This is a genomic window from Antribacter sp. NEAU-D49 (genome assembly GCF_057158775.1).
In genome coordinates this window covers 132,157-152,167 of record NZ_JBXTSN010000006.1, presented here as the reverse complement: position 1 = coordinate 152,167, position 20,011 = coordinate 132,157, and the positions used below count along the sequence as shown (strand labels likewise).

Annotated in this window: 15 protein-coding genes; 6 read left to right on the top strand and 9 right to left on the bottom strand. The window is 67.5% G+C overall.

Annotated elements, in window-relative coordinates; translation table 11 throughout:
• The first annotated feature begins 109 nt into the window (after positions 1 to 109).
• Together AC060K_RS07370 and AC060K_RS07365 are read left to right on the top strand one after the other, a co-directional pair.
• Entirely contained in the window at positions 110 to 1,210 is a 1,101-nt protein-coding gene (locus tag AC060K_RS07370; protein ID WP_483764776.1) for an alkene reductase, read from the top strand.
• Between the two features lie 24 nt (positions 1,211 to 1,234).
• Entirely contained in the window at positions 1,235 to 1,714 is a 480-nt protein-coding gene (locus AC060K_RS07365) for a nitroreductase/quinone reductase family protein (RefSeq protein WP_483764775.1), read from the top strand.
• Positions 1,715 to 1,726: 12 nt separating this feature from the next.
• Here AC060K_RS07365 and AC060K_RS07360 read toward each other — a convergent pair whose 3' ends face one another.
• Together AC060K_RS07360 and AC060K_RS07355 are read right to left on the bottom strand one after the other, a co-directional pair.
• Complete coding sequence (locus AC060K_RS07360) at positions 1,727 to 3,346, bottom strand: immunity protein Imm33 domain-containing protein (protein WP_483764774.1); 1,620 nt, start codon at positions 3,344 to 3,346, stop codon at positions 1,727 to 1,729.
• Between the two features lie 78 nt (positions 3,347 to 3,424).
• A complete protein-coding gene (locus AC060K_RS07355; protein WP_483764773.1) occupies positions 3,425 to 4,192 on the bottom strand; it encodes a DinB family protein in 768 nt (255 codons plus the stop codon).
• A gap of 231 nt (positions 4,193 to 4,423) precedes the next feature.
• Here AC060K_RS07355 and AC060K_RS07350 point away from each other — a divergent pair, with 231 nt between their 5' ends.
• The 3 genes from AC060K_RS07350 to AC060K_RS07340 all read left to right on the top strand — a co-directional run bounded on the left by AC060K_RS07350 (position 4,424) and on the right by AC060K_RS07340 (position 8,867).
• A complete protein-coding gene (locus tag AC060K_RS07350; protein ID WP_483764772.1) occupies positions 4,424 to 4,999 on the top strand; it encodes a 3'-5' exonuclease in 576 nt (191 codons plus the stop codon).
• A gap of 101 nt (positions 5,000 to 5,100) precedes the next feature.
• Positions 5,101 to 7,224, top strand: a complete 2,124-nt coding sequence (locus AC060K_RS07345) for a hypothetical protein (protein WP_483764771.1) — start codon at positions 5,101 to 5,103, stop codon at positions 7,222 to 7,224.
• Positions 7,225 to 7,232: 8 nt separating this feature from the next.
• On the top strand, positions 7,233 to 8,867 hold the full coding sequence (locus AC060K_RS07340; RefSeq protein ID WP_483764770.1) for an Hsp70 family protein: 1,635 nt from the start codon (positions 7,233 to 7,235) through the stop codon (positions 8,865 to 8,867).
• Positions 8,868 to 8,882: 15 nt separating this feature from the next.
• Here the strand turns inward: AC060K_RS07340 and AC060K_RS07335 are convergent, their stop codons facing one another.
• Positions 8,883 to 12,275: a DEAD/DEAH box helicase gene (locus AC060K_RS07335; protein WP_483764769.1), complete on the bottom strand. Its 3,393-nt coding sequence runs from the start codon at positions 12,273 to 12,275 to the stop codon at positions 8,883 to 8,885.
• A 156-nt stretch (positions 12,276 to 12,431) separates the two neighbouring features.
• A complete protein-coding gene (locus AC060K_RS07330) occupies positions 12,432 to 12,944 on the bottom strand; it encodes a hypothetical protein (RefSeq protein ID WP_483764768.1) in 513 nt (170 codons plus the stop codon).
• 342 nt (positions 12,945 to 13,286) lie between these two features.
• On the opposite strand from AC060K_RS07330, the gene AC060K_RS07325 reads away from it, so the two are divergent.
• On the top strand, positions 13,287 to 13,685 hold the full coding sequence (locus tag AC060K_RS07325; RefSeq protein ID WP_483764767.1) for a hypothetical protein: 399 nt from the start codon (positions 13,287 to 13,289) through the stop codon (positions 13,683 to 13,685).
• A 662-nt stretch (positions 13,686 to 14,347) separates the two neighbouring features.
• On the opposite strand, the gene AC060K_RS07320 is transcribed toward AC060K_RS07325, so the two are convergent.
• The 5 genes from AC060K_RS07320 to AC060K_RS07300 form a co-directional block, all read right to left on the bottom strand.
• Complete coding sequence (locus tag AC060K_RS07320) at positions 14,348 to 14,854, bottom strand: hypothetical protein (RefSeq protein ID WP_483764766.1); 507 nt, start codon at positions 14,852 to 14,854, stop codon at positions 14,348 to 14,350.
• Entirely contained in the window at positions 14,851 to 16,062 is a 1,212-nt protein-coding gene (locus AC060K_RS07315; protein ID WP_483764765.1) for an McrC family protein, read from the bottom strand. The genes AC060K_RS07320 and AC060K_RS07315 overlap by 4 nt, the downstream gene beginning before the upstream one ends.
• Positions 16,062 to 18,230 (bottom strand): McrB family protein, encoded by a 2,169-nt coding sequence (locus AC060K_RS07310; protein WP_483764764.1) that lies wholly within the window; start codon positions 18,228 to 18,230, stop codon positions 16,062 to 16,064. The genes AC060K_RS07315 and AC060K_RS07310 overlap by 1 nt, the downstream gene beginning before the upstream one ends.
• A 92-nt stretch (positions 18,231 to 18,322) precedes the next feature.
• Positions 18,323 to 19,189, bottom strand: a complete 867-nt coding sequence (locus AC060K_RS07305) for a hypothetical protein (protein WP_483764763.1) — start codon at positions 19,187 to 19,189, stop codon at positions 18,323 to 18,325.
• Positions 19,186 to 20,010 (bottom strand): hypothetical protein, encoded by an 825-nt coding sequence (locus AC060K_RS07300; RefSeq protein ID WP_483764762.1) that lies wholly within the window; start codon positions 20,008 to 20,010, stop codon positions 19,186 to 19,188. The genes AC060K_RS07305 and AC060K_RS07300 overlap by 4 nt, the downstream gene beginning before the upstream one ends.
• Between the last annotated feature and the right edge of the window lies 1 nt (position 20,011).

Sequence of the window (20,011 nt, the reverse complement as noted above, 5' to 3'; positions counted from 1 at the left end):
CTCGGGCGGGAGGGAGGCCCGACAAGATAGTTAGCCGAACAAGGAATAACTGTGGTCCAGATGGTTGTTCGGCTAACTATCAAGCCCGCCACACGAAGGAGCACCTCCCGTGACCCTCACGACGACCACCGCGTTCGACCCGATCTCCGTGGGCAGCCTCGAGCTGCGCAACCGCATCGTCATGGCCCCGATGACCCGCAGCAGGGCGTCCGGCACGCTCGCCACCAGCGACATGGCCACCTACTACGCCCAGCGCGCAGGCGCCGGCCTGATCGTCACCGAGGGCGTCCAGCCCAGCCCAGTCGGGCAGGGCTACCCGGACACACCGGGCCTGCACTCAGACGCTCAGGCAGAGGCGTGGCGGCAGGTGACCGACGCCGTCCACGCGGCCGGCGGGACGATCGTCGCCCAGCTCATGCACACCGGCCGGATCGGCCACCCCAGCACCACCGAGGCGGTCGGCCACGGTCCGCTCCTGCCGGTCGGCCCGTCGGCGGTTCGGGCAGCGGGGCAGGTGTTCACGCCGACGGGCCCGCAGGACCTGGTCACCCCGCGCGAGCTGACCGCCGATGAGATCAGCGCCACGGTCGAGGACTTCGCCTCCGCCGCCCGCAACGCCGTCGCCGCAGGGTTCTACGGCGTGGAGATCCACGGGGCGAACGGCTACCTGATCCACCAGTTCCTCGCCACGAACGCCAACCAGCGCACCGACCGGTGGGGCGGCTCGCCGGAGAACCGGGTGCGGTTCGCCGTCGAGGTGACGCGCGCAGTGGCCGACGCGATCGGTGCCGGCCGCACCGGGCTGCGGATCTCCCCGGCCAACGGCCTGGGCGACACCGCCGAGGACGACCACGCCACGACCTACACGCGGCTGGTGCACGAGCTCAACGGGCTCGGCCTGGCCTACCTGCACCTGGTCGAGGCCGGCGACCCGGCACTCACGCCGGTGCTGCGCGAGGCCTGGGAAGGCGTGCTGCTCCTCAACCCGGCGGGGGCCGACCCCGTCGACCACCCGGGAAGGCTCCGGCTGGTCGACGACGGCACGGCCGACCTCGTGTCGTTCGGGCGCCTGTTCATCTCCAACCCCGACCTCGTCGACCGGCTGGCGGCCGACGCCGAGCCGGCACTGCCGGACCTGTCCAAGGCGTACGGCGGCGACCACCGCGGCTACACCGACTACCCCGTCCTGGACGCTCCCGCAGCGGTCTGACGCCGACAGAGACCCAGGAGAGCCATGTCCGAGTTCAACGACCGCGTGATCGCCGACTTCCGGGCGAACGACGGAAGAGTCGCCGGCTGGTCCGACCTGGTCCTCATCCACCACCGCGGCGCCCGCACCGGCGTCGAGCGCATCAACCCCGCGATGTCCCTGCACGACGACGGCGGCTGGCTCGTCGTCGGCTCCAAGATGGGGGCGCCACGCGACCCGGCCTGGGCCGTCAACCTGCGGGCGCACCCGGACGTCGCGATCGAGGCCGTCGTCGACGGCCATGTGGCGACGGTGCCCGTGTCGGCCCTGGAGCTGACAGGGGCCGACCGGGACCGGGCCTGGCGGCGGGTGATCAAACGCGTGCCGGCCTTCGCGGCCTACCAGGCCACGTCGGGCCGGCTCATGCCCGTGTTCCGGCTGCGTGCCGCAACGAGAACCTGTGATCCGGCGGTGGCCGTCACGCCCGTCCAGGGCGCGACGGCCACCCCGAGCCGGCGCAGGTGATGGTGGCGGTGCTCAGCCCGCCGCGTCCCAGACAGTGTTCCCATCCGGGTCCACCAGCACGCCGATGCGCTTCTTGCCGGCGTCCCACGAGGCACGCCACCCCGTCGGAAGGGCAAAGAACCGGGCGAGGTCGGGGTTGCGCAGATGGAGCTCCATGCCGGTCAGCGTCTCGACGTCGGCCGCCCGCTCCGGCGTCGTCCCGATGTACCACCCGGAGTCCTCCGCTCCGGTCTGCTCGCCCCGGACCAGGTGGATGACGTAGGCCTCCAGCGCCCCTCGCTCCACCGTGAACAGGCGGGTGAACCGCACGCTGGTGCGGGTCGCCTTCGTGAAGCCGAGCACCTTGCGCTCCTGGAAGAGCAGGTCGAGCGCGGGCTTGAGGTCCCACTCGAAGCGCTCGGTCGCCAGGTTCCAGGCGGCCAGGCGCAGGCCACGGTTCCCGTCGTCATGCATCGAGTACTGCCAGAAGCCGGAGAAGTAGGTCTGGCCGTGCTTGTGCCACTTCTCGTCGAGCGCGGCAGTGTCGCGCACGAGGCTCGTGCCGAGCTCCTGGTACGCGGGCCCGACCCGTGCCCACAGGCGCGCCCCGGCGCTGCTGTACGCCTCGACCTCGACGGGCTCCGACGCCTTCGCCGAGGCGGGGACAGGCACCGGGCGCAGGGGCTCGCCGTCGGCCCACCAGCGGACGGCATCCGCGTTCGGCGGCGGCCACGCGTGCCGGCCGTTCGCGATCGGGTCGAGCGCGTCGACGCCGTCGCCCGTGTTCAGGGCGACGTACCAGTGGCCGGGCCCCTGGGCCCGGTCGACGCCCACGAGCAGGAACGACGCGTTGGGCCGGGCCGCGAGGCGCTCGGCGATCTCTTCGGGTGTGGTCTCCTGCAGACCCGCGCCGACCTGCGCCTCCAGCGCGGCCTGGTCCGGTCCGGTGCGCTGCGCCGGGCGCAGCTCACCCCCGCGGAGCCAGTCGATCGTGGCGGAGACGGCCGATGCCGCGTGGTTGACCGTGTGGGTCGACGCCCGGCGGCGTCCCGCGCGGAACGCGGCCACCAGCTTGGCCAGCGTGATCGCGGACTCCCCCGCAAGGGCCTGCCCGTCCGGCGCGACGACGGCGTGCGCACCGCCGCGGCCTGGGGTCCACACGTGCAGGAGGCCGTCGTCCTCGACGGGCCGCGAGCAGGTGCGTGCCGTGTCGATGTCGATGCCGAGGACCGCGGCGCCGACGGTCACCTGGTCCGCCCCGCGGTCGACGCCGAACGGCCGGACCGGCGGGCCGTCGGCGAACCAGCGCACCGCGTCCTCCGACCCCGGCGGAGGGAACGGCTGCGCGCCGTTGACGAGCGGGTCGATCGTCACGGCCGTACCGCCGTCGTTGTAGCCGATGACCCAGTGCCTCGGCCGCTGCGGGCGGTCGAACCCCACCAGGAGCGCGGCGCCCGGCGGGTCACCCTCGAGGCGCTCGACGATCTCGGCCGCGGTCGTCTCCTCCAGCGGGCGGCCGGCCATCTCCTCCAGGTGCGCCTGCGTCACCTCGCCCTCGACAGGCTCCGGCTCGGCGATGCCGCGCACCGCCCGCAGGAAGAGGTCTCGTACCGCCCGCGCGGCGTCGGTGCTGTGCTGCTGGGGAGAGTTCACGGGCGCATCCTCGCAGGCGGGCGGGCGTGCTGGCGAGGTGCCACGGGCTGGGCTACGGGCTGGGCTACGGCGCCCCAGCTACGGGCTGGGCTGCGGGGCCGGCCTCGGGGCCGTGAGCAGGGCGAGGTCGCGGCGGATGTAGCGCAGGTGCGCCCACTCCTCCTCGAGGATCACGCGGATACAGTCGCCGACGGTCGGGTGCCAGTCGCTGTCGGGACCGCCCCACGGGTCGTTGCGTTCCTCGGCGAGCAGCTCGGGCGTGACGGTGGCGAGGAAGTCCGTGACGAGCTGCTGGTGCTCGGCGCGGACAGCCAGGATCTCGTCGTACGCCGGCGGCTCGGTGACGAAGATCGACATGTCGAAGCCCATGCGCTCCGCGCCGGTGAAGATCTGCCCGATCGGGTGGAACGGCTGCTCGATCCCCTGGATCGCGCCACGCAGCCAGGCATCCGTGGCGAGGACGAGGTGGCGCAGCGTCTGCGACAGCGACCACTCGTCGGGGACGTGGGCGTCGACGAGATCCGGCGGCGTCTGCGTGACGGTCTCCGCCCAGGCGGCCTGGACCGCCGCCCACCCCTCGCGCAGCCCCTCGGGCGTCTGTGCCTTCTGCAGCTCGCGGCCCGGGAAGAGCCGGTTGAGCTCGGCCTCGACGTAGGGCACGACGTCGACACCGTTGACGATCAGGCTGCCGAAGAAGAGGTCGTGGCTGTCGATGTCCAGCCCGCCGACGTCGACGCCCCGCAGCTTCGCTCCGGTGAGGTCGGAGAACCGGATCGTGGCACCCGCAAAGTTCGAGCGGGTGATGGTGGCGTCCTTGAAGTCTTCCTTCTCGATGTGTCGAGGCATGGGGATAGCGTGGCACTCGCAACTGACACTGGCGCGGGGACGTGCCGGGACGACGTCAGCGGGTGGGTTGCTCTGGCCACCACTGCGGACACCCGCCGGAGCATTGGGTCTTCAGCACGGCGCGGCTCGCCGCCCGTCACCGGCCAGGGCACGGATCCTGCTCCCCGCACCAGCGGGTCGGCTGGGCGGGCATCACGGCGAGCCGCGCCCTCGCTCCGCCCGGCGCCACCCGTGCTGCGGTACGCCGTCGGCGTCCTGGCAGGTGAGGAGTGGCTCGATCTGGAGGCGGAGGCGGCGGGAACGAGCGGGTTCCGCTCGGCCCGGTCGGGACCGGTGCCGCGTGAGGTGCCCGCGTCCTCGCTGACGGACGAGTTCCGGCGGGCCGGTGCCCTGGTCGCCGGGTGGGTCGCCGCGGGCGACTCGCCCGAGACACTCGGAGTGCTGGTACGCACCCGGACCCTCGGGGAGAAGGTGGCTACGGCGCTCGCGTCGGCCGGGGTGCCGGCGCGGTTCGTCCAGGACGAGGCTCCCGCCGAGGCGGGCCAGGTGCTGGTCATGACGATGCACCGCTCCAAGGGGATGGAGTTCAAGCGGGTCGTGCTCTTCGGCGTGTCCCGGGACGAGGCCGGCTGGGGTGCGGGGCTCGCTGCGCTGCCGGAGGCGGAGCGGGCCGACGCCGAGCTGCGCGAGCGGTCGCTGCTCTACGTGGCTGCGACCCGGGCACGCGACGAGCTCGCGGTCCTCTGGACGGGGCGGCGCAGCGAGTTGCTCCCAGGAACCGCGTGGAACGTCGGGGCGCGGCCCTGAACCAAGTGGATTTGCGCGCGCCATGCGTCCGCTCCGTGACTCTGGAGCGGAGCCCAGCGCGCGAGACAGGTTGAGGCCCTGCCAGTCTCTAGAATCGCTGCGTGCTTGTTCACCACTCCGCTCTGCTCACCGAGCCCCGGACGAAGACTGTCCTGCGTCGCGGGGAGGTGCTGTCGTTGGACCCCTCTACGAAGAAGGCCACCGTCAGGTGGGAGGACGGAACGGAAGAGGTCATCGCGCGGGGCAAAGACCGTGTCGTCATGATGCCGACCGGCGGGCTGGTGTACCGGCGCTGGGTGAACCAGACGACACCTGCCGACGCCTTCACCGAGGACCCGGTCGCAGCGATCGTGGCGGCTGTGCTCGACATGGCCGAGCAAAAAGGGACGACTCACCAGCTCGTCAAGAAGTTCGTGTCCGACGGCGTCCCAGAGGATGCCGTCAAGGACGTTCTCGGTACGCGTCGAGCGGATCTCGCCGCCGTTGGGATGTCGGTGAACAGCAAGACGGTGCGGCTTGATGCAGCGGCCTTCCAGCCGGTCACGTCCGAAGTCCGGGGTGACCCTGCAGAAGCGCCCGCGCCCGCGGCAGGTGTTGCAGATACCGAGGAGACAGCCACACCGACCGGACCCGAGGCAGCGGCGGCTGCGTCGACCGTCCCTGATGCCGCAGCCCGAACCGCCGAGCCCACGGCCGCCACTGCCGAGGCCAGTGCCGGTAAGAGCAGCCACACGCCGATTCCTGGCGCTGCGGGAGACGACCCGGAGGAACCGTCGGTCGTCCCCGTCTCGCGCCGGCTTCAGGACCTTGCGGGAACGGACAGCGTCGAGAACCGTCGGCTGCTCGCTCAGGCCCTAGTTTCGGAGAGGGACCCCGTCATCCAGCTCCTAGCTGGCGCATTCATCAATGACGTCCCAGGCGCCGCCCTCAAAGAGGCTGCAAGGCGTCCGCTTGCCACGCTGACTCGCCTGCAGACGATCAGTCCGAAGGTCGTCAACGCCGCGGCTGCTACCGCTGTCAATAGCGACCTAGCGGCACTTCTGCTGACCACAGCCTCGACCAATGAACTGCCCCGGGAGCTCGTCGGCAAGCAGCCAGCCGCGCTGGCGTTCCTTCTGCAGTCGGTGGCGTCCGAGCTCCGCATGGTCACCGGTCGACGGCCCGAGGCCGCGCTCGACCGTTTCATCGCCGAGACAACCCACCTTCTTCCCCAAGTCGTCTCGCTCGAGCCCCTCGTAGAGTTCTTTGCTGCACTTTCGCCCGCAGAGGTCGGTGCTCACGGTGAGGCGATTGTCAGGTCGATCGTCCGGGGGCTGCAGCGATCAGACGGGCCGAAGCTATCTGACAAGGCTCTGCGCAACCTTTCCCGTCAGGTCGCGCTCATTCCTCTTGGTGATTCGCCCGCACGGCAGGCGCTGCTCGGCCGGCTCCATCTGATCGAGCCAGCTGAGATGAGCCTTGCTCGGTGGTGGAGCGACGTAGGGGCAGACGACCTACTCAGAGTCACTGACGGCTCTCTGCTGCGGGCCCTCGCGGACCCCGTGGTGGTGTCCAACGTGGCATCTCGAGTACGAGCCGCTGTGGACGAGGCCGCCACCCGACGGCGTCTCCTGACGATCCTCGCAGCGCCGCCGGAAGTCACGGCGATGATCGATCCGGTTCGGGTCGGGCGGGCATTCGGACGAGTCGGCATCGCCGACCGGGACCTCGCGGCCTGGCACGAGATCCTCTCCGGGCGAGCAGAGCGGGACGCGCTTCAGACCCAGATCGATGCTCTTGCTGCTGAGCGTGACGCGGCCGTCCAGCACAACACGTCCGTCATGGACGAGATGGCAGCGCTGCGAGCTGACCTCGAGCGAGCCCGTGTTCAGATCGACGCGATGCGAGAGGCTGCTCGATCGTCACACGGAGCGAACGAACGGCAGATCCGGATCGACGCGATGCGGTCGGTCGCCGCGGTGGCATCGCTCGCGATGGAGGAAGCCGGAGCCGGTGATACGGACCGGGCACGATCCCGCATCACGGCACTGATCCGGCGAGCCGGTCTGGACCTTGTGGGTGATTTCGGGGCTATCGTCTCGTACGATCCAGCCTTCCACGACAGCATCGAGCGTGGAATCCAGCCCGGGACCGACGTCAGTGTCAGACACCCGGGATATACATGGGCTCACGCAGACGAGCAGATCGTGCTGGTCCGCGCGACAGTTGAGGCACTGCACGCATAGGAGCATCGGTGGCACAGACCGCGATCGGTATCGACTTCGGAACCAGCACGAGCCTGATCGCGGAGGGCAACGCCCTGAGGACTCAGATCGTTCCCATCGGGCGGAGTCAGTCATGGATGCCGTCGGTCGTCGCACATGGTGAGCGCGGGCTGCTTGCGGGTGAGGAAGCTGTCGCCGTCGCCGAACACGCACTGGTCCGGTCCGTGAAGCGTGCGATCACTAAGAACCTGACCGAGGTCGCCGTCCCGGGTACCGACATCACAGTCAAGGCCGACGATGCGATCTACCACCTTCTGCGGGAGCTGCGGACGCGCGCCGAGAGGGCCGCGTTTCTCAACCTCACCGAGGGCAATGTCCGCCTCGGGTGCCCAGCGATGTGGACCGGCGCGCAGCGCCGCCGCCTGATGGGGCTGGCGGAGGAGGCCGGGATCGTCGTCGGGTCGTCGACGCTCGTGGACGAACCGATCGCCGCCGGTGTCGCGTGGCTGATGAAGCGGGTCCGCGATCGGGGCGAGGAGGTCAATGGGCGGGTCCTGGTCTACGACATGGGCGGCGGCACCCTCGACATCGCTGTTCTCGACGTTCAGGCCGAGCCCCACAGGGACCCGACGATCAATGTTCTGGCGGCCCTCGGTATCGACGAGGCAGGCGATGCCGTCGACCAGGCAGTCCTGGCCGACTATGAACTCCGTTGCGCGGAGCACGACCTGTACCTCGATGAGTTACCTCATCCGGCCGTCGCACGCGCCTGGGCACGCCGCGCCGCGCGCGAGGCCAAGGTCAACCTGACGACCACGATCGACGCGCGCGTTCCGGTCGGCTACGCGCAGGTCCCCCTTCCCGATGTGATCCTCTCGCGAGAGTCGCTGGACGAGATCATCCGCCCGCAGCTCGATCGCGCCCATCAGCTGGTCGTCGCGACCCTGCGAACGGCTCGCCTCGCCGAGAGGGGTGAGTCGTCGATGACCGCCATCAGGTCCGTCCCCGAGCGGGCGCTGATCGACTCCGTCGACTACGTGCTGCTGGCTGGCGGGATGAGCCGCACACCGGCCATTGCGGAGTACCTGCGCAACCAGTTCATCGAGGCCAACGTCCATGAGATTCCGGAGATCGCCGCTGATGAGGCGATCGCCGTCGGCTTGGCGGAGACGACCTCATACGAGCGCCTCTCGCTGCACCGCCCGGGATTCCACTTCTACCTCGAGTGGGACGGCCCCGCGGGACGCCAGGAGCGCCGGATCTACGACGCTTACACGCCGTTCTACGACCCGTGGCGAGCAATCGGCGGAGATACTGCACGGTACTACTGGCGGGACCAAGGGGATCTGCCTGTCAGCGGGACCGGCGTCCTGACAGTGCGGTCCGTCGAGGTGCACGAGAAGGATGAGATCCCTATCCGCTTCGCCGACAAGGACGGCGACTTCGACGGCGTGAAGGTCAGCTTCGGACGTGACCGGTTCGTCCTGCGCCTGTCACAGGACGGATCCGTCCTGGTCGGTGACGGCACGGGACGGACCACTGAGCTGCGCGTCGACCGGTGGCCGGTCCTCAAGGGCGCGACCTACCAGCGCCTGCTCGTCGAGAGCGTTCGCCAAGGTGTCTCGATCGACCGGCGGCTCGCCTGGCACCAGCAGGACTACTGATGCCAGGCGGACCGGTCAGCTCGTCGTACCGGTCACGACCACCACGGCCACTGGTGTGAGCGAGACATCGAGCTGACGACTGCGACTGATCATCGACTTCTCCCGCTCGAGCGACTCCCGCAGGTTTCGCGCCCGTGTGAGCTGGCCCTTCGCATGCCGAGGGTCACTGCTCTGGTACTCACGGGCACTTCGCTCGGCCCGGTCGATCTTGATCGCGAAGTACCGCTCACGAGCTTCAACGCGGGCGTCGACGAGGGCGACGTTGTCCTGCGAGCGTGTCGCCTCAGCGGAGTCCCGACGCGCCCAGATCGCATTGGCCAAGGACGGCAGCAACCCCTGTGGGTCGAAGTTGTCAGGGACGTGCGCGTCTCGGAGTGCACCGGAAGCGACTGCTGCGAGAAGTGCGTCCTCGGCCCCAGGCACCACACTTTGCGTCGCTGCGTCGATGGCTGTAGCCCAGAGCTCCAGCCGGGGGCGCAGCCCGCTGGTCCGGGCAATGTCGATGCGGGCCAGCAGGTGATCACCGGGCGGCAGCCCAGGGACGGCGACCGCGCCGAACCGCCGCAGGTCGGTCTCGGTCCGCTCGACTTCGAGAAGTGCAAGGCTCACGAGGGGATGTCGGACGGAGAGCAGGTCGACGTCGTGCTTGCTCGCCGTGTCGGCGTCGAACGTGACACGCACGTCGCGGCCGTTGCGGAACGCCCCTTCGAGCCGGCTCAGGGGGAACAATGTTCCCCGTCCGCGCTCGCCGCGGATCTGTCCGCACTTGTCGGCCAGCTCCGGTGTTCCGCGGAGTAGGTAGATCCCGCTCTCGTCCGGGCCCGCGAGGCGGCTGTCGGTCGGCTCCAGCAGCCTCCGGACAAGTCTCTCGATCTCAGTGCGCCCCACGAACCGGCCCCGGTCGGGGCCGTCCTCTCCCACGCCTTCGATGCGCAGGTGGTCGGCGGTTCCGAGAGTTGCCCGAGACTCCTCGATCCGCTCAATCTCCCGGCGGTTGTTCTCCAGCGCGACAGCGAGCTGCTCCTGCCGCTGACGAGCTTCCTCTGGGCTTAACCGCTGGGTGAGGAGCTCGTTGCGAAACTCCTTGAAGCGTGAACGGAGGATGGGTTCGAGGTCTCCAATGGACCGCTCGAACACGCCGATGCGCTGGTAGAGCCGTTCGAGGATGTCCGACTCGATCGTGCCGGGCACGTGAAGGTTGCGGACGAAGATCTTCTCAGCCTCCTGACCGAACCGGTCGACCCGGCCGATCCTCTGCTCGACGCGCATCGGGTTCCACGGCAGGTCGTAGTTCACCACGGCATTGCAGGTCTCGAAGTCGAGGCCTTCGGAGCCCACCTCGCTGAGCAGGAGCAGCTCGAACTCGCCGGCCCGGAAGCGCTCCATCAGGTCTGCTCGCTTCTCAAGGGGCGTCCTGCCGTGCATGATCTCCGCCGTGAACTCCGGCCGCACTCTCTCGAGGAGGTATTCCAGGGTACCGGGGAACGTGGAGAAGACCATGACCTGCCGAACCCCGATGTCACGCAGCCGCCGGAGATCCGCGACGAACGCCTCGAACTTCGAGTCAAGCCGGAGTCCCCTGCGGAAGACTGGAGACGACGCGAGCATCTCCGCCCAGGCTGGCGCCGTGGTGGTGGGCAGCTCGGTGGAATCCTCATCGAACAGCTCGTCCGGATCCGTGATCCTGCTGACGGGTCCGGCGGACTGTGCTCTGCGGAGCAGAGCAGGCAGGCAGCTCGCCGCCTGCCGAAGGGGCATCTGCATCGCGAACCCGACGGGGATCCCTTCACGTCGTCCTCGTTCTCGGAAGTAGGACTCGACCGCGTCGTAGATCTCCTTCTCCTCTGCCGTCCATGCGACCTCGACGGAGTGCGCTTCACGGACGGCCTTCTTTCCTGGCACGTCAATCTTCCGAGTCCGGGTGAGCACTCCGTTGAGGGGCGACAGTTCGGCAATGAACCGGCGCGCCTCCGACCGCTCCTCCGGCAGCAGCGGCCGGTCGATGTCGAGCACCTTCCTGAGCCGTTCGAAGTCGGGCCTCCTGGCCAAGGAACCACCGAAAGGCACCGATGCGACCTTCATCAGCGTCCGCAGGGCTTCCTGACCGACGCCACCGGTGGCCACCGTCCGCAGAACCTCGTTCAGCAATGCGTTCGGCTCCAGTTGGAGCCTGAAGACGTCCTTGTCGTAGAAGCTGCCCTCGTCGAGGATCTCCAGCAGGTTGAACAGGTCGTCCTCGCGGAGGTTGATCGGAGTCGCAGAGAGGAACACCAAATGGTCGGACCAGTCCGACAGGAGGTGTCCCAGGCGATTCGACCTCCGCCCGATATTGCGCATCTGGTGCGCCTCGTCGACGATCACCAGGTCGAAGCGCGGATTGACCTCGTTCAGGGCGTCGAGCACCGTTGTCGCAGAACGGAGGGACTCCAGACTGATGACGGCCTGGATTTCCGGATCGCCGCCCGTCCGCAGGTCGTCTGCGAGCTGCTGGAGACGATCTGGCTTGATGACTTCGATCTTCCGGTCGAACCGGCGATTCATCTCGTCGCGCCACTTGTGCGTCAGGGCCGACGGCGCGACGACGAGCGCTCTGCGGAGCTGACCGTTGCCTCCTGCCGGCCCTCCGTCGTGCCGCTGATCGAGCTCGTTCCAGATGAGCCCAGCCTCGATCGTCTTGCCTAGACCGACCTCGTCGGCCACGAGCATCCGGCCCGTACCGGAGGTCAGGACCTTGATCGCCGGAAGGAACTGGTAGGGCCGGAAGACCGTCTTGCTCGCCGCGAACGAGTACAGCACGTCCGTGAGCGGGTTGCGGAGCTTGGCATGCGTGACTGTCAGCGCAATGTCAGACGATCTCGCGGGAGGCTGGCTCGTCCAGAACTCGTACGATCGAGGGTCGCCTGCCAGTTCCTCGAGCGAGTCCTCGGGATATTCCCTGAGCATCCCGGCGATCTCGACTGTGACCCGGTAGCCGGAGGTCATCCGGACGACCTTGCGAACGGTCCCGAGTTCCGCCGAGCTCGGGACCCTCACCATCGCGCCAGGCCTCAGCGATGAGCCTCCGCCGAAGGGGACCGCGTCCTCCCACTCGTCGCCCCAGATTGCCAGGGCACGATCGATCCAGTCGTACTCCCGGTACCGATTCTCAAAGCTGCGGGCTTCCCGTTCCGTCAGGCCGTCGGCCATCGCCAGGGCCCGCCACTTTCCTCGGCGCAGGCGAGCATAGACCCCCCTGGGGACGCCACCGCGATCGTCGTAGTCAGCGCAGGTTCGGACATCGGCGCTCATCGTCGCCAAGGCCGCGACGTCCCGCTCTGTCGGGCCCCCGAGCACGAGGACCCGATCGAGCTGAGCCGTAGCAAGCCATTCGAGCCCGGCGCCCCACGGCAAGTACTTGGTGTCGTCCACGCGCGCGAACCTACTCCTGGGCAACATGCGACCCCAACGCCGTGTAGGCCGCGAAGCGGGTGAAACGGCGTCCGGATGTGGGACCTCAGTGCCGTCCGTACTCAAGTACGGGCAGACGTAGTACGAAATCAAGGCCCGCCGGACGGCTGTCGACAGTCAGACGCCGCCGGAGCCCGGACCGCCATCTCCACGCTGTAGAGCCGCGCGGCCACCCAAGATCGCCGCACTGGCCGCGATGACTATGCCTGCGGCCGTGACAGTCTTGCCGAGCCCGCTGTCCAGGAACTGCTTGTTCTCGGAGTCCTTCTCGGACTCCCTCAGCGCCGTGTCCATCGCCACCTGGTGGTAGTAACGACGGTCCTCAGGGCTCAGGTCCGGCTTCTTGAGTTCTTCCTTGGCCATCTGTCGAACATCAGCGAAGGCGTCGTGCACTCGATCCTGGCTGTGCCGGTTGGCTCCCACCGTGGATTCATGTGCCTTGCGCACCACTGTCAGCACGTCGACGCTGAGCCTCGCGTACGCCGGGATCTGAGCGATGATCGCCTTCGCGACGTCCGCGTCAATGTCGGATCGCATTGCGGCAAACCTGATGACGGTGTCCTTCGACAGGTTTCGCCAGCTGGTGATGCCGAGCGCGTTCTTGACCTCGTCCTCGGTCTCGTAGGTCATGGTGAGGGGCCCCTCCATCGTTGTTGCGGCGCGTGAATCGGGATCGGATCATCCGTTACACCCCGGACCTGCCCCATCTGGTGATGCTACTGGTGGCAGTAGTCGTCAGGCAGCAGGGCTAACGCGACCTCACCCGCCGACAACAGGGGCATCACACGTGACAGGTGTGACGGCGTGCCAAGGATCGGCCCAGCCTGTCGCAATTCGTTCGCTGGCGCTGGAGGTCAAGGTGGCCGAATTGATACATCCCTGTCGTGGGTCGCGAGCGCGAAGGCGTGCCCTGAAGGTTGCGACTGCACGTGCCGTAGGAACTCGACCGAAGGGAATGACATCGTGGGAAGCATGCCGCCGAGCATCAAGGCCGGGCTGTCCGACTGGGCCAAGCGCATGGAAATCTGGGGTGAGGCTCGCGGCGTCCCGGTCGACCCGTCTCACCTGGGGAAGGTTCGGACGGGCGAACTGAGCGCGGTCGAGGCCCTTGAGGTCATGAAGACGATCGGCATGATCTTCGACCCGAGCATGCTCGGGACTAACTCGGACAATTGCCGTGACCTAGTGCTGGAGACCGAGAATCTCACCGTGATCGTCTACGAGCGGGAGCCGCAGGGCGTCCCGCGGATCGACATGCCCTGCAACTTCCCGAAGGACTCAGCCGAGATGCGGGAGTTCGCTCGGATGCTGTTCGTGGCGGCCGATGCCTATGACCACCTCAAGTCGCAGGCGACGCCCGTCCCCGCCTAACAGTGGTCGATCTGGCGCGGGCATTAGCAGGCGGTTCAGGCGCAGTGGTCGCAGGGGCGGCGCCGCTGACGGGGCGCGCCGTCTGCAGACAGCGGAGGCAGCGCCAGCTGCGGAAGTCCTCGCCGGGCTCGGGCTAGGTCGATGGGTACGCCATCGAAGTCGGTGGCGAAGCGTGGCACGAGCCGCAGGTGCGAATCGCCTCGGTGAGTCGAGACTCACCGGGGCGATTCGGGTGCTGGCTGCCGAGGGCCTGGTGGTGCTACCTCATCGCACCCGAGACCTTTGGCGTCTCGGACGTGGTCCTGCTCGTCTTCATCGCGTTCGTCACGGCCGTGAGCCTGCGCATTTTGGCCGTAGAACGTTCATCCTCGAGGTAGGCGCCAACCTCCGTCGTGATCCGTCACCGGTGCGGTTCGGACCTGCACGCCCACCGAAATCTCAGACGTTGAACTGTGCGTTGTGGCCCTGACCTGCTGGTTCTTCGCTTCGGATTGCTCCGTGGGGGAACCTTGGGGGAAGGGCCAATGTGCCGCTCCCCGTTGGTGGGGAGCCGATGAGAGCCGCGACGGGTCGTCGTGGGGCTCATCTGCGGGACAAGGCGCCCCGCCCTCCGATCGTACGATGTCGATGACCGCTGAGTCCTCTGCCGCGGGATCCGCACGTCAGAAGATCTGTGGCTCCGGTGGCTCCGTGATAGGTACAACCCTGTTGGGCTTCTCGGACAGAGCGGCCAGGTCTCCGTTCGACGATCGGCGCCACCAGCCTCCGCCGGCGTCACGGAACGTCACGTAACAGGTGAGGACCCCCGGTGGCCTGTAGGTGCTGTCCGTCACCTCGCCCTGGGGGCTGATCGCCTCCCACGCTCCGATGCCACCGTCCATCGTTTCACCGGACTGGTCTTCGAGCTCCCATCTCGCCTGGACGTCGAAGACTGGGAGCTGTGATCCGTTCCGGAGTATGAACACTCCTCTCTGATCGACCCATCCGGCAACACTCCGCGCCTGCGCTTCGACGGCGTCTCGCGTCGACTGCTCACGCAAATCACGGAGTTCCCTTTCGGCAGCTTTCCGGTCCTTCCGGTCGTGGTACCAGAGAATCAATGGCACGGCCGCCGCGGCCACGCCGCCGATGCCACCGACCCACTCACCGACCGATCCCCAGTCGATCACCCCAGCGCCTTCCTTTCCGAAGAGTTCGCGAGCGTCGCGGCAGCGAGCCCGCGGACCTGCACGGGGAGCAGCGCAGGTCGGGTCGCAACATCCAACGGCCACGGAATCACGTCGATCTCCGTGTTCAGCACCCTGTGCCAGACGGGCTTGGCGCCTTCGACTCGTGACCCCGCGTACACGAGGTAGCCACGCGGTAAGCCGAGCGCGGTGCAGTAGGCCAGCACCTGGTAGACGTCTGCTGTCGGGTACCCGCCGTCGTCGTAGCCGAGCTTGTACTTCGCGTCCACAACAAGCCTCGGCGCTCCATTCACGAGGTGGACGATGTCGGGCTTGATCCGTACCCGGGAACCCTCGTCGAGCCATGCAGGGTGTTGTTCGACGGTTCGCCCGCAGGGTGAGAGCACTGCGAGCGATTCACGCAGCGCGGTGCCGACGAAATCCTCGAACACCTTCGCCATGTCGACGACAAGCGACGCCACCGGCACGTTCCCGCCCGCCGTCGAGATGCCGATCGATCGCAGAACGAGTTCTGCGACGTGCAGCGCAGGCTGGTACCGCACGTTTGCTCGCGATGGCACCCAGCGCGGTACCGGAGAGCCCGGGACGAGCGGAGACGCCCCGTCCAGGCGCCCGCCAAGGTGCGCGAGTCGCGCTCGGAGAGTTCCCGGAAGTCTTGGCACGAATCCCATACACCGCAGCGCGGCCCGGAGGATCTGGTTCTCCGGGATGTCGACCTCGTACTCGTCGTACGCAATCTCGAGCGGAAGCAGCGTGCCGGGGTGGCGTGCAACCTGGTCTGCAGCACGCATACGACCGCGGAGCACGGCGAGTGCGTCCTCGCGGGTAACGTATCCCTGCAATACACCCTGGAGCAGCGCGCGCTCAGCGAGCCGGGCAAGGGTCTCCCCCACGGCTGCCCACAGGTCGTCATCGGCCAGCCCATCAACCTCATCCGCGGTGAATCCCGGGTCGCGGGCGTACCCCAGCATGAACAGCACCGACGCAAACGGCGCCTTCGGCTGCACGACGACGTCCAGGCCACCGACACGCACTGCCCCCACCTTGTTCCGCAGGGGAACGAGGTGCCGGGCGTCCGGTCCATGGGGTCGGACCTCGACGAGCCCTGACCTAGCCAGCGACATCGCGATTTCGCCCGATAGTGCAAGTACGCGACCGTCAGGATCGTTCTCGGATAAGTCGACGCGCATCAGGTGTCCGACGGCGCCGCCGCGGAATACTCACCGACGTCCGCTACTTCAGCAACCGGCGCGATCCGACGCCGCAGCGCCTCCAGCCCGAAGGTCGCCGCGATGTTCTCCCGTGTGAGGCGACCGAAGTAGTGCTCCTCCAGCAGCGGGAGGATGTCATGCTTCCAGATCCGGGTGAGCCCTTCGTCAGAATCTGCCTCGGCCCGCATAAGGTACGAAGGCCCGATCTTGAAGTCACGGTCGGCGTCACCGATGGCCCGATTGAGCGCGGCCAGCAGGCGTGGACGGTCGTCCTCGCCCCCGTTCGCCTTGAGCCACCGCGCAAGGAGCCCGTCAACCGGTTCGACGTCGGGGTGCATCTCGATGAACGCGAACCTGCGCCGGATCGCGGCGTCGACCATGGCGATCGATCGGTCGGCCGTGTTCATCGTCCCAATGATGAACAGGTTCTTCGGCAGCGTGAACGGCGACTCTGGTGAGTACTGCAGCGTCACATTCTCCTCGCGGTACTCCAGGAGGAAGTAGAGCTCTCCGAACACCTTGGCGAGGTTCCCACGGTTGATCTCGTCGATGACCAACACGTACGGCGAACCCGGGTTCGCCGTCGCATCCGATGCGATCCGACGCAGCGGGCCCGGCACCTTGTCGAACGTCAGGCTCCCGTCCCCCTGCGCCCGTGGCCGGAACCCCTCGAAGAAATCCTCGTACGCGTACGACGGATGGAACTGGACGAGCTGTACCTGCTCATCGCCCGCGACGTACCGGGCAATCTTCTGCGCCAGGAAGGTCTTGCCCGTGCCAGGCGGGCCGTGCACGATCACCTGCCGCCGGGCCTCCAGCAGGCCGATGTACTCGGCCAGCCAGTCCATGTCGGTGAAGGTTGCACGAACAAGCCCTTCGTCTGCCCTGCGCAGCCGGAGCGGGCCAGCCTGCGTAGCGGGCTCCTCAATCTCGTCGGGCTCGACCACAGGCACCATCGCGGCGTCAGGGAGCAGTCTCTCCAGGTCGTCCCGTGCGTCGGTCAGGTCGATCACATTGCGCGACGGCGTCCCGAGCAGACTCGGCACAGGAGACGGCAAGTCCGACGCGGGAACCGGTTCGGCCGACCAGTCCACCGCGCGACGAAGCCTCGGCTCAACGTCGTAGAACAGCGGCGGACCGCTGATCCGCCCGATCCAGGCGTCGTCGTCGTTGCGTGCGATCACGATGTCGTCGTCCTGGATCCGAGACAGGAAAGCGTGGTAATCCTCGGTCAGTCCGAGACGCTGGGCGTAGTCCACGTGGTCGTACCGCGAATCGATCACCTCGCGGACTGCGCTCTTCGTGACACCGGGCTCGACGTCACCCAGGTGGGTCGCCGCGAGCGAGACATATCCCTCTCCCAGCCACGCCTCGACAAGCTCCTTGCCTCCAGGCTTCGGACGCACAGCCCACGCCCGCTCGTTCGCCTTCTTCCGTCGCCACCAGGTACCGAGAAACGGCTCGACGTAGAAGTTGATCTCTGCGCCTTGCGCCGCCTCGATCCGCTTCCGGATCTCGTGCAAGTCACGGTCGATTGCGTACCCGTCGTCACCGGTCGCGCCGCCGATCTCGTGGGCAAAGGCGTCCCGGATCTGCCGCTTGTGCTCCACACTCACCGACGGCTCAAACGCCCAGGGGTAGGTCAGATACAGGAGGCACGACTGCATGCTCGGAGCGAGCGAGCCAGCTTCGTCCGTGAGCCGACGGAAGGTCCACGGATCTTTCCGGGCAGCGTCCCGCTCGGTCTGGGACAGGCCGGCCCACACTTTGATGAACCGGCACATCCATACGAGGTGACGCCACGCGTATTGGACGTAGCCCTGACCGCCATGCCAGGCACCCTCGACCCCGAAGCCTCGCTCCATCGGCTCCGGAATCTCTGGCAGCTCCGGAAGCCACGACAGGATCAGGGAGACGTGTTCGCGCTTCGTGCTTGGGCCGAGCTGTCGGTGGATCAGCGGCAGCTCCCGCAGGTACGTGAGTTCGGCCGCCAGCAGAATCGCTTCGTCGGAAGCGCCATCGAGCTGCTTGGCCAGCTTGATCCACGTCGACTCCTTGCCCTGGTCGAGCGCGTCCTCGATACGGTGCCGGACCTCCTCAGCAACCTCCGCCGTCCAGATCCGGCGGGTCGGGTCGACGAGAGACATCTGGTCCCCGTACAGGTGATCAAGAACCGGACGCGCTGCCTGCACGGACAGGCTCGGGTTGTCCATCCGGCTCGGCTCGACCGCTGGCGTATTCACGCTTCGGCGCCCGATTCGTGCCGAGCACCATGGCCGGCCGGGGGGTCAAGGATCGTCTGATACTCGGTGCCGGTATCGATGGCGTGCTGCATCGCGTCGAACACCTCCATGATGAGGCGCTTTGTGCGGTACTCGCCGTGGGCCTTGATATCCCGCTTCCGAACGCCCTCGAAGGTATCCATTATGTAGTCGACGTCGTCGCGGCCGAGACTATAGACGTGGAAGAACGCAGCGTCGAGCTCTACTCGGAGGAGAGAGCGACGCGTTGGGTCCCACACGAAGGGTTCGCCAGCATCCCCGAGGTCCTGAGCAAAAGCAGCCATGTCGATGGCGTTCCACTGGAGTTCAAGGACCCGCACGTGCAGCCAGTCTCGCAGCGAACCACCCCAATGAGGCGCTGAGACATCGAAGGCGCCGGGAGCGGGGACGGGGAACTGCATGACATACCGGAAGTTGAGGTGAAGCGCTGGAACCTTCTGTCGCGCCACGTAGTCGAGGGCGAACGAGTTCAGCAATGCAACCACGCAGGCACGGTCAGACGCGTCGAAGAGGGGGTAGGTATTGGCGACGGCGGATCGGGGCAAGGCCGAAGCCAGGATCGTCCGTTCGTTGGTCGCACTCGTGACGTCCGCGAAACCTGCCAGCCACGCCGCGGTGTCGCTAGGCAGATCAGATTCGGCGATCCACACGCTTGGCTGCGGCACACGAGACGGATCCTCAAGCTCCGCATCGGTCAGGTACCGCGGCTGGTTCTGCCGCTTTCCTGCGGTCGCGCTCTTGACGACGTCGGCATCGCGATGATGGAACTGATCGAGCATCTTGGCCTCGTAGAAGGGAAGCATGCGCTCCAACGCCTCGGTCATGGCAGGACGACCTCTCGGTCTTGTGCGGGGTGGCGGGGTCCCTGGCCCGGTGGAGGAGTAAGTGTCGAGCGGAATGTTGAGCCACTCGCGACTGCGTTGGTCATCGTGTCGTACGCCTCCAGGATGAGTCGCTTGGTGCGGTACTCCCCGTAGGCGGCTTCGTCCTTTCGGCGGACGATCGGGAAGGTGTCGAGGATGTACTCGACGTCCGACCGGTCGAGGCCATACAGGTGGAAGTAGGCGGCGTCGAGCTCGGATCGAAGGATCGATCGGCGCTCGGGCTCGAACTCGAACGGTGCGCCGACAGTGTCCAGGGCCAGGTCATCTGCCGTACAGCTGAGTTCGACCAACCGGTCTCGGATCCAGCCCGTCAGTGTGACTGCCTGATCCCAGGGCGTTGGCTGCTGGCCGGCCTCCGGTTCAGGGACCGGCAACTGCTGGACAACGAAGAAGTTGAGGTGCGTGCCACCGACCTTGAGCCGCGTTGCGAAGTCCATCGCAAGGGAGGACCAGGCTCCCACAAGCAACGGCATGCTCGCCGTATTCATCGCGCTGAAGATCGGAAGGCTGTTTCCGATCGCCGTCGTCGGGAGCAGCGCCGCGATCGCGGTCCGCTCGTCCGTCGCCCGGGCGATGTCCCGCCATCCCAGCAGCCAGGTCTTGTCCCAGCGGTCCTTGAGCGCTTCGGCTACGTGTTGCTGCTGGACCCAGTAACGGGGCAGCACGGAGAACGACGGGTCTCGCTTCTCGTCGAGAGTGACGTCGCGGACGGTGCTATCGGGCTCGTAGGTAGCCCAGCGGTGATCGAACTGGTGCATCATC

Excerpts from the sequence above, each read along its gene's own strand:
- AC060K_RS07300 (WP_483764762.1), bottom strand. The coding sequence starts at position 20,010 with ATGATGCACCAGTTCGATCACCGCTGGGCTACCTACGAGCCCGATAGC.
- AC060K_RS07330 (WP_483764768.1), bottom strand. The coding sequence starts at position 12,944 with ATGACCTACGAGACCGAGGACGAGGTCAAGAACGCGCTCGGCATCACC.
- AC060K_RS07310 (WP_483764764.1), bottom strand. The coding sequence starts at position 18,230 with ATGTCTCTCGTCGACCCGACCCGCCGGATCTGGACGGCGGAGGTTGCT.
- AC060K_RS07305 (WP_483764763.1), bottom strand. The coding sequence starts at position 19,189 with ATGACCGAGGCGTTGGAGCGCATGCTTCCCTTCTACGAGGCCAAGATG.
- AC060K_RS07365 (WP_483764775.1), top strand. The coding sequence starts at position 1,235 with ATGTCCGAGTTCAACGACCGCGTGATCGCCGACTTCCGGGCGAACGAC.
- AC060K_RS07315 (WP_483764765.1), bottom strand. The coding sequence starts at position 16,062 with ATGCGCGTCGACTTATCCGAGAACGATCCTGACGGTCGCGTACTTGCA.
- AC060K_RS07355 (WP_483764773.1), bottom strand. The coding sequence starts at position 4,192 with ATGCCTCGACACATCGAGAAGGAAGACTTCAAGGACGCCACCATCACC.
- AC060K_RS07325 (WP_483764767.1), top strand. The coding sequence starts at position 13,287 with ATGCCGCCGAGCATCAAGGCCGGGCTGTCCGACTGGGCCAAGCGCATG.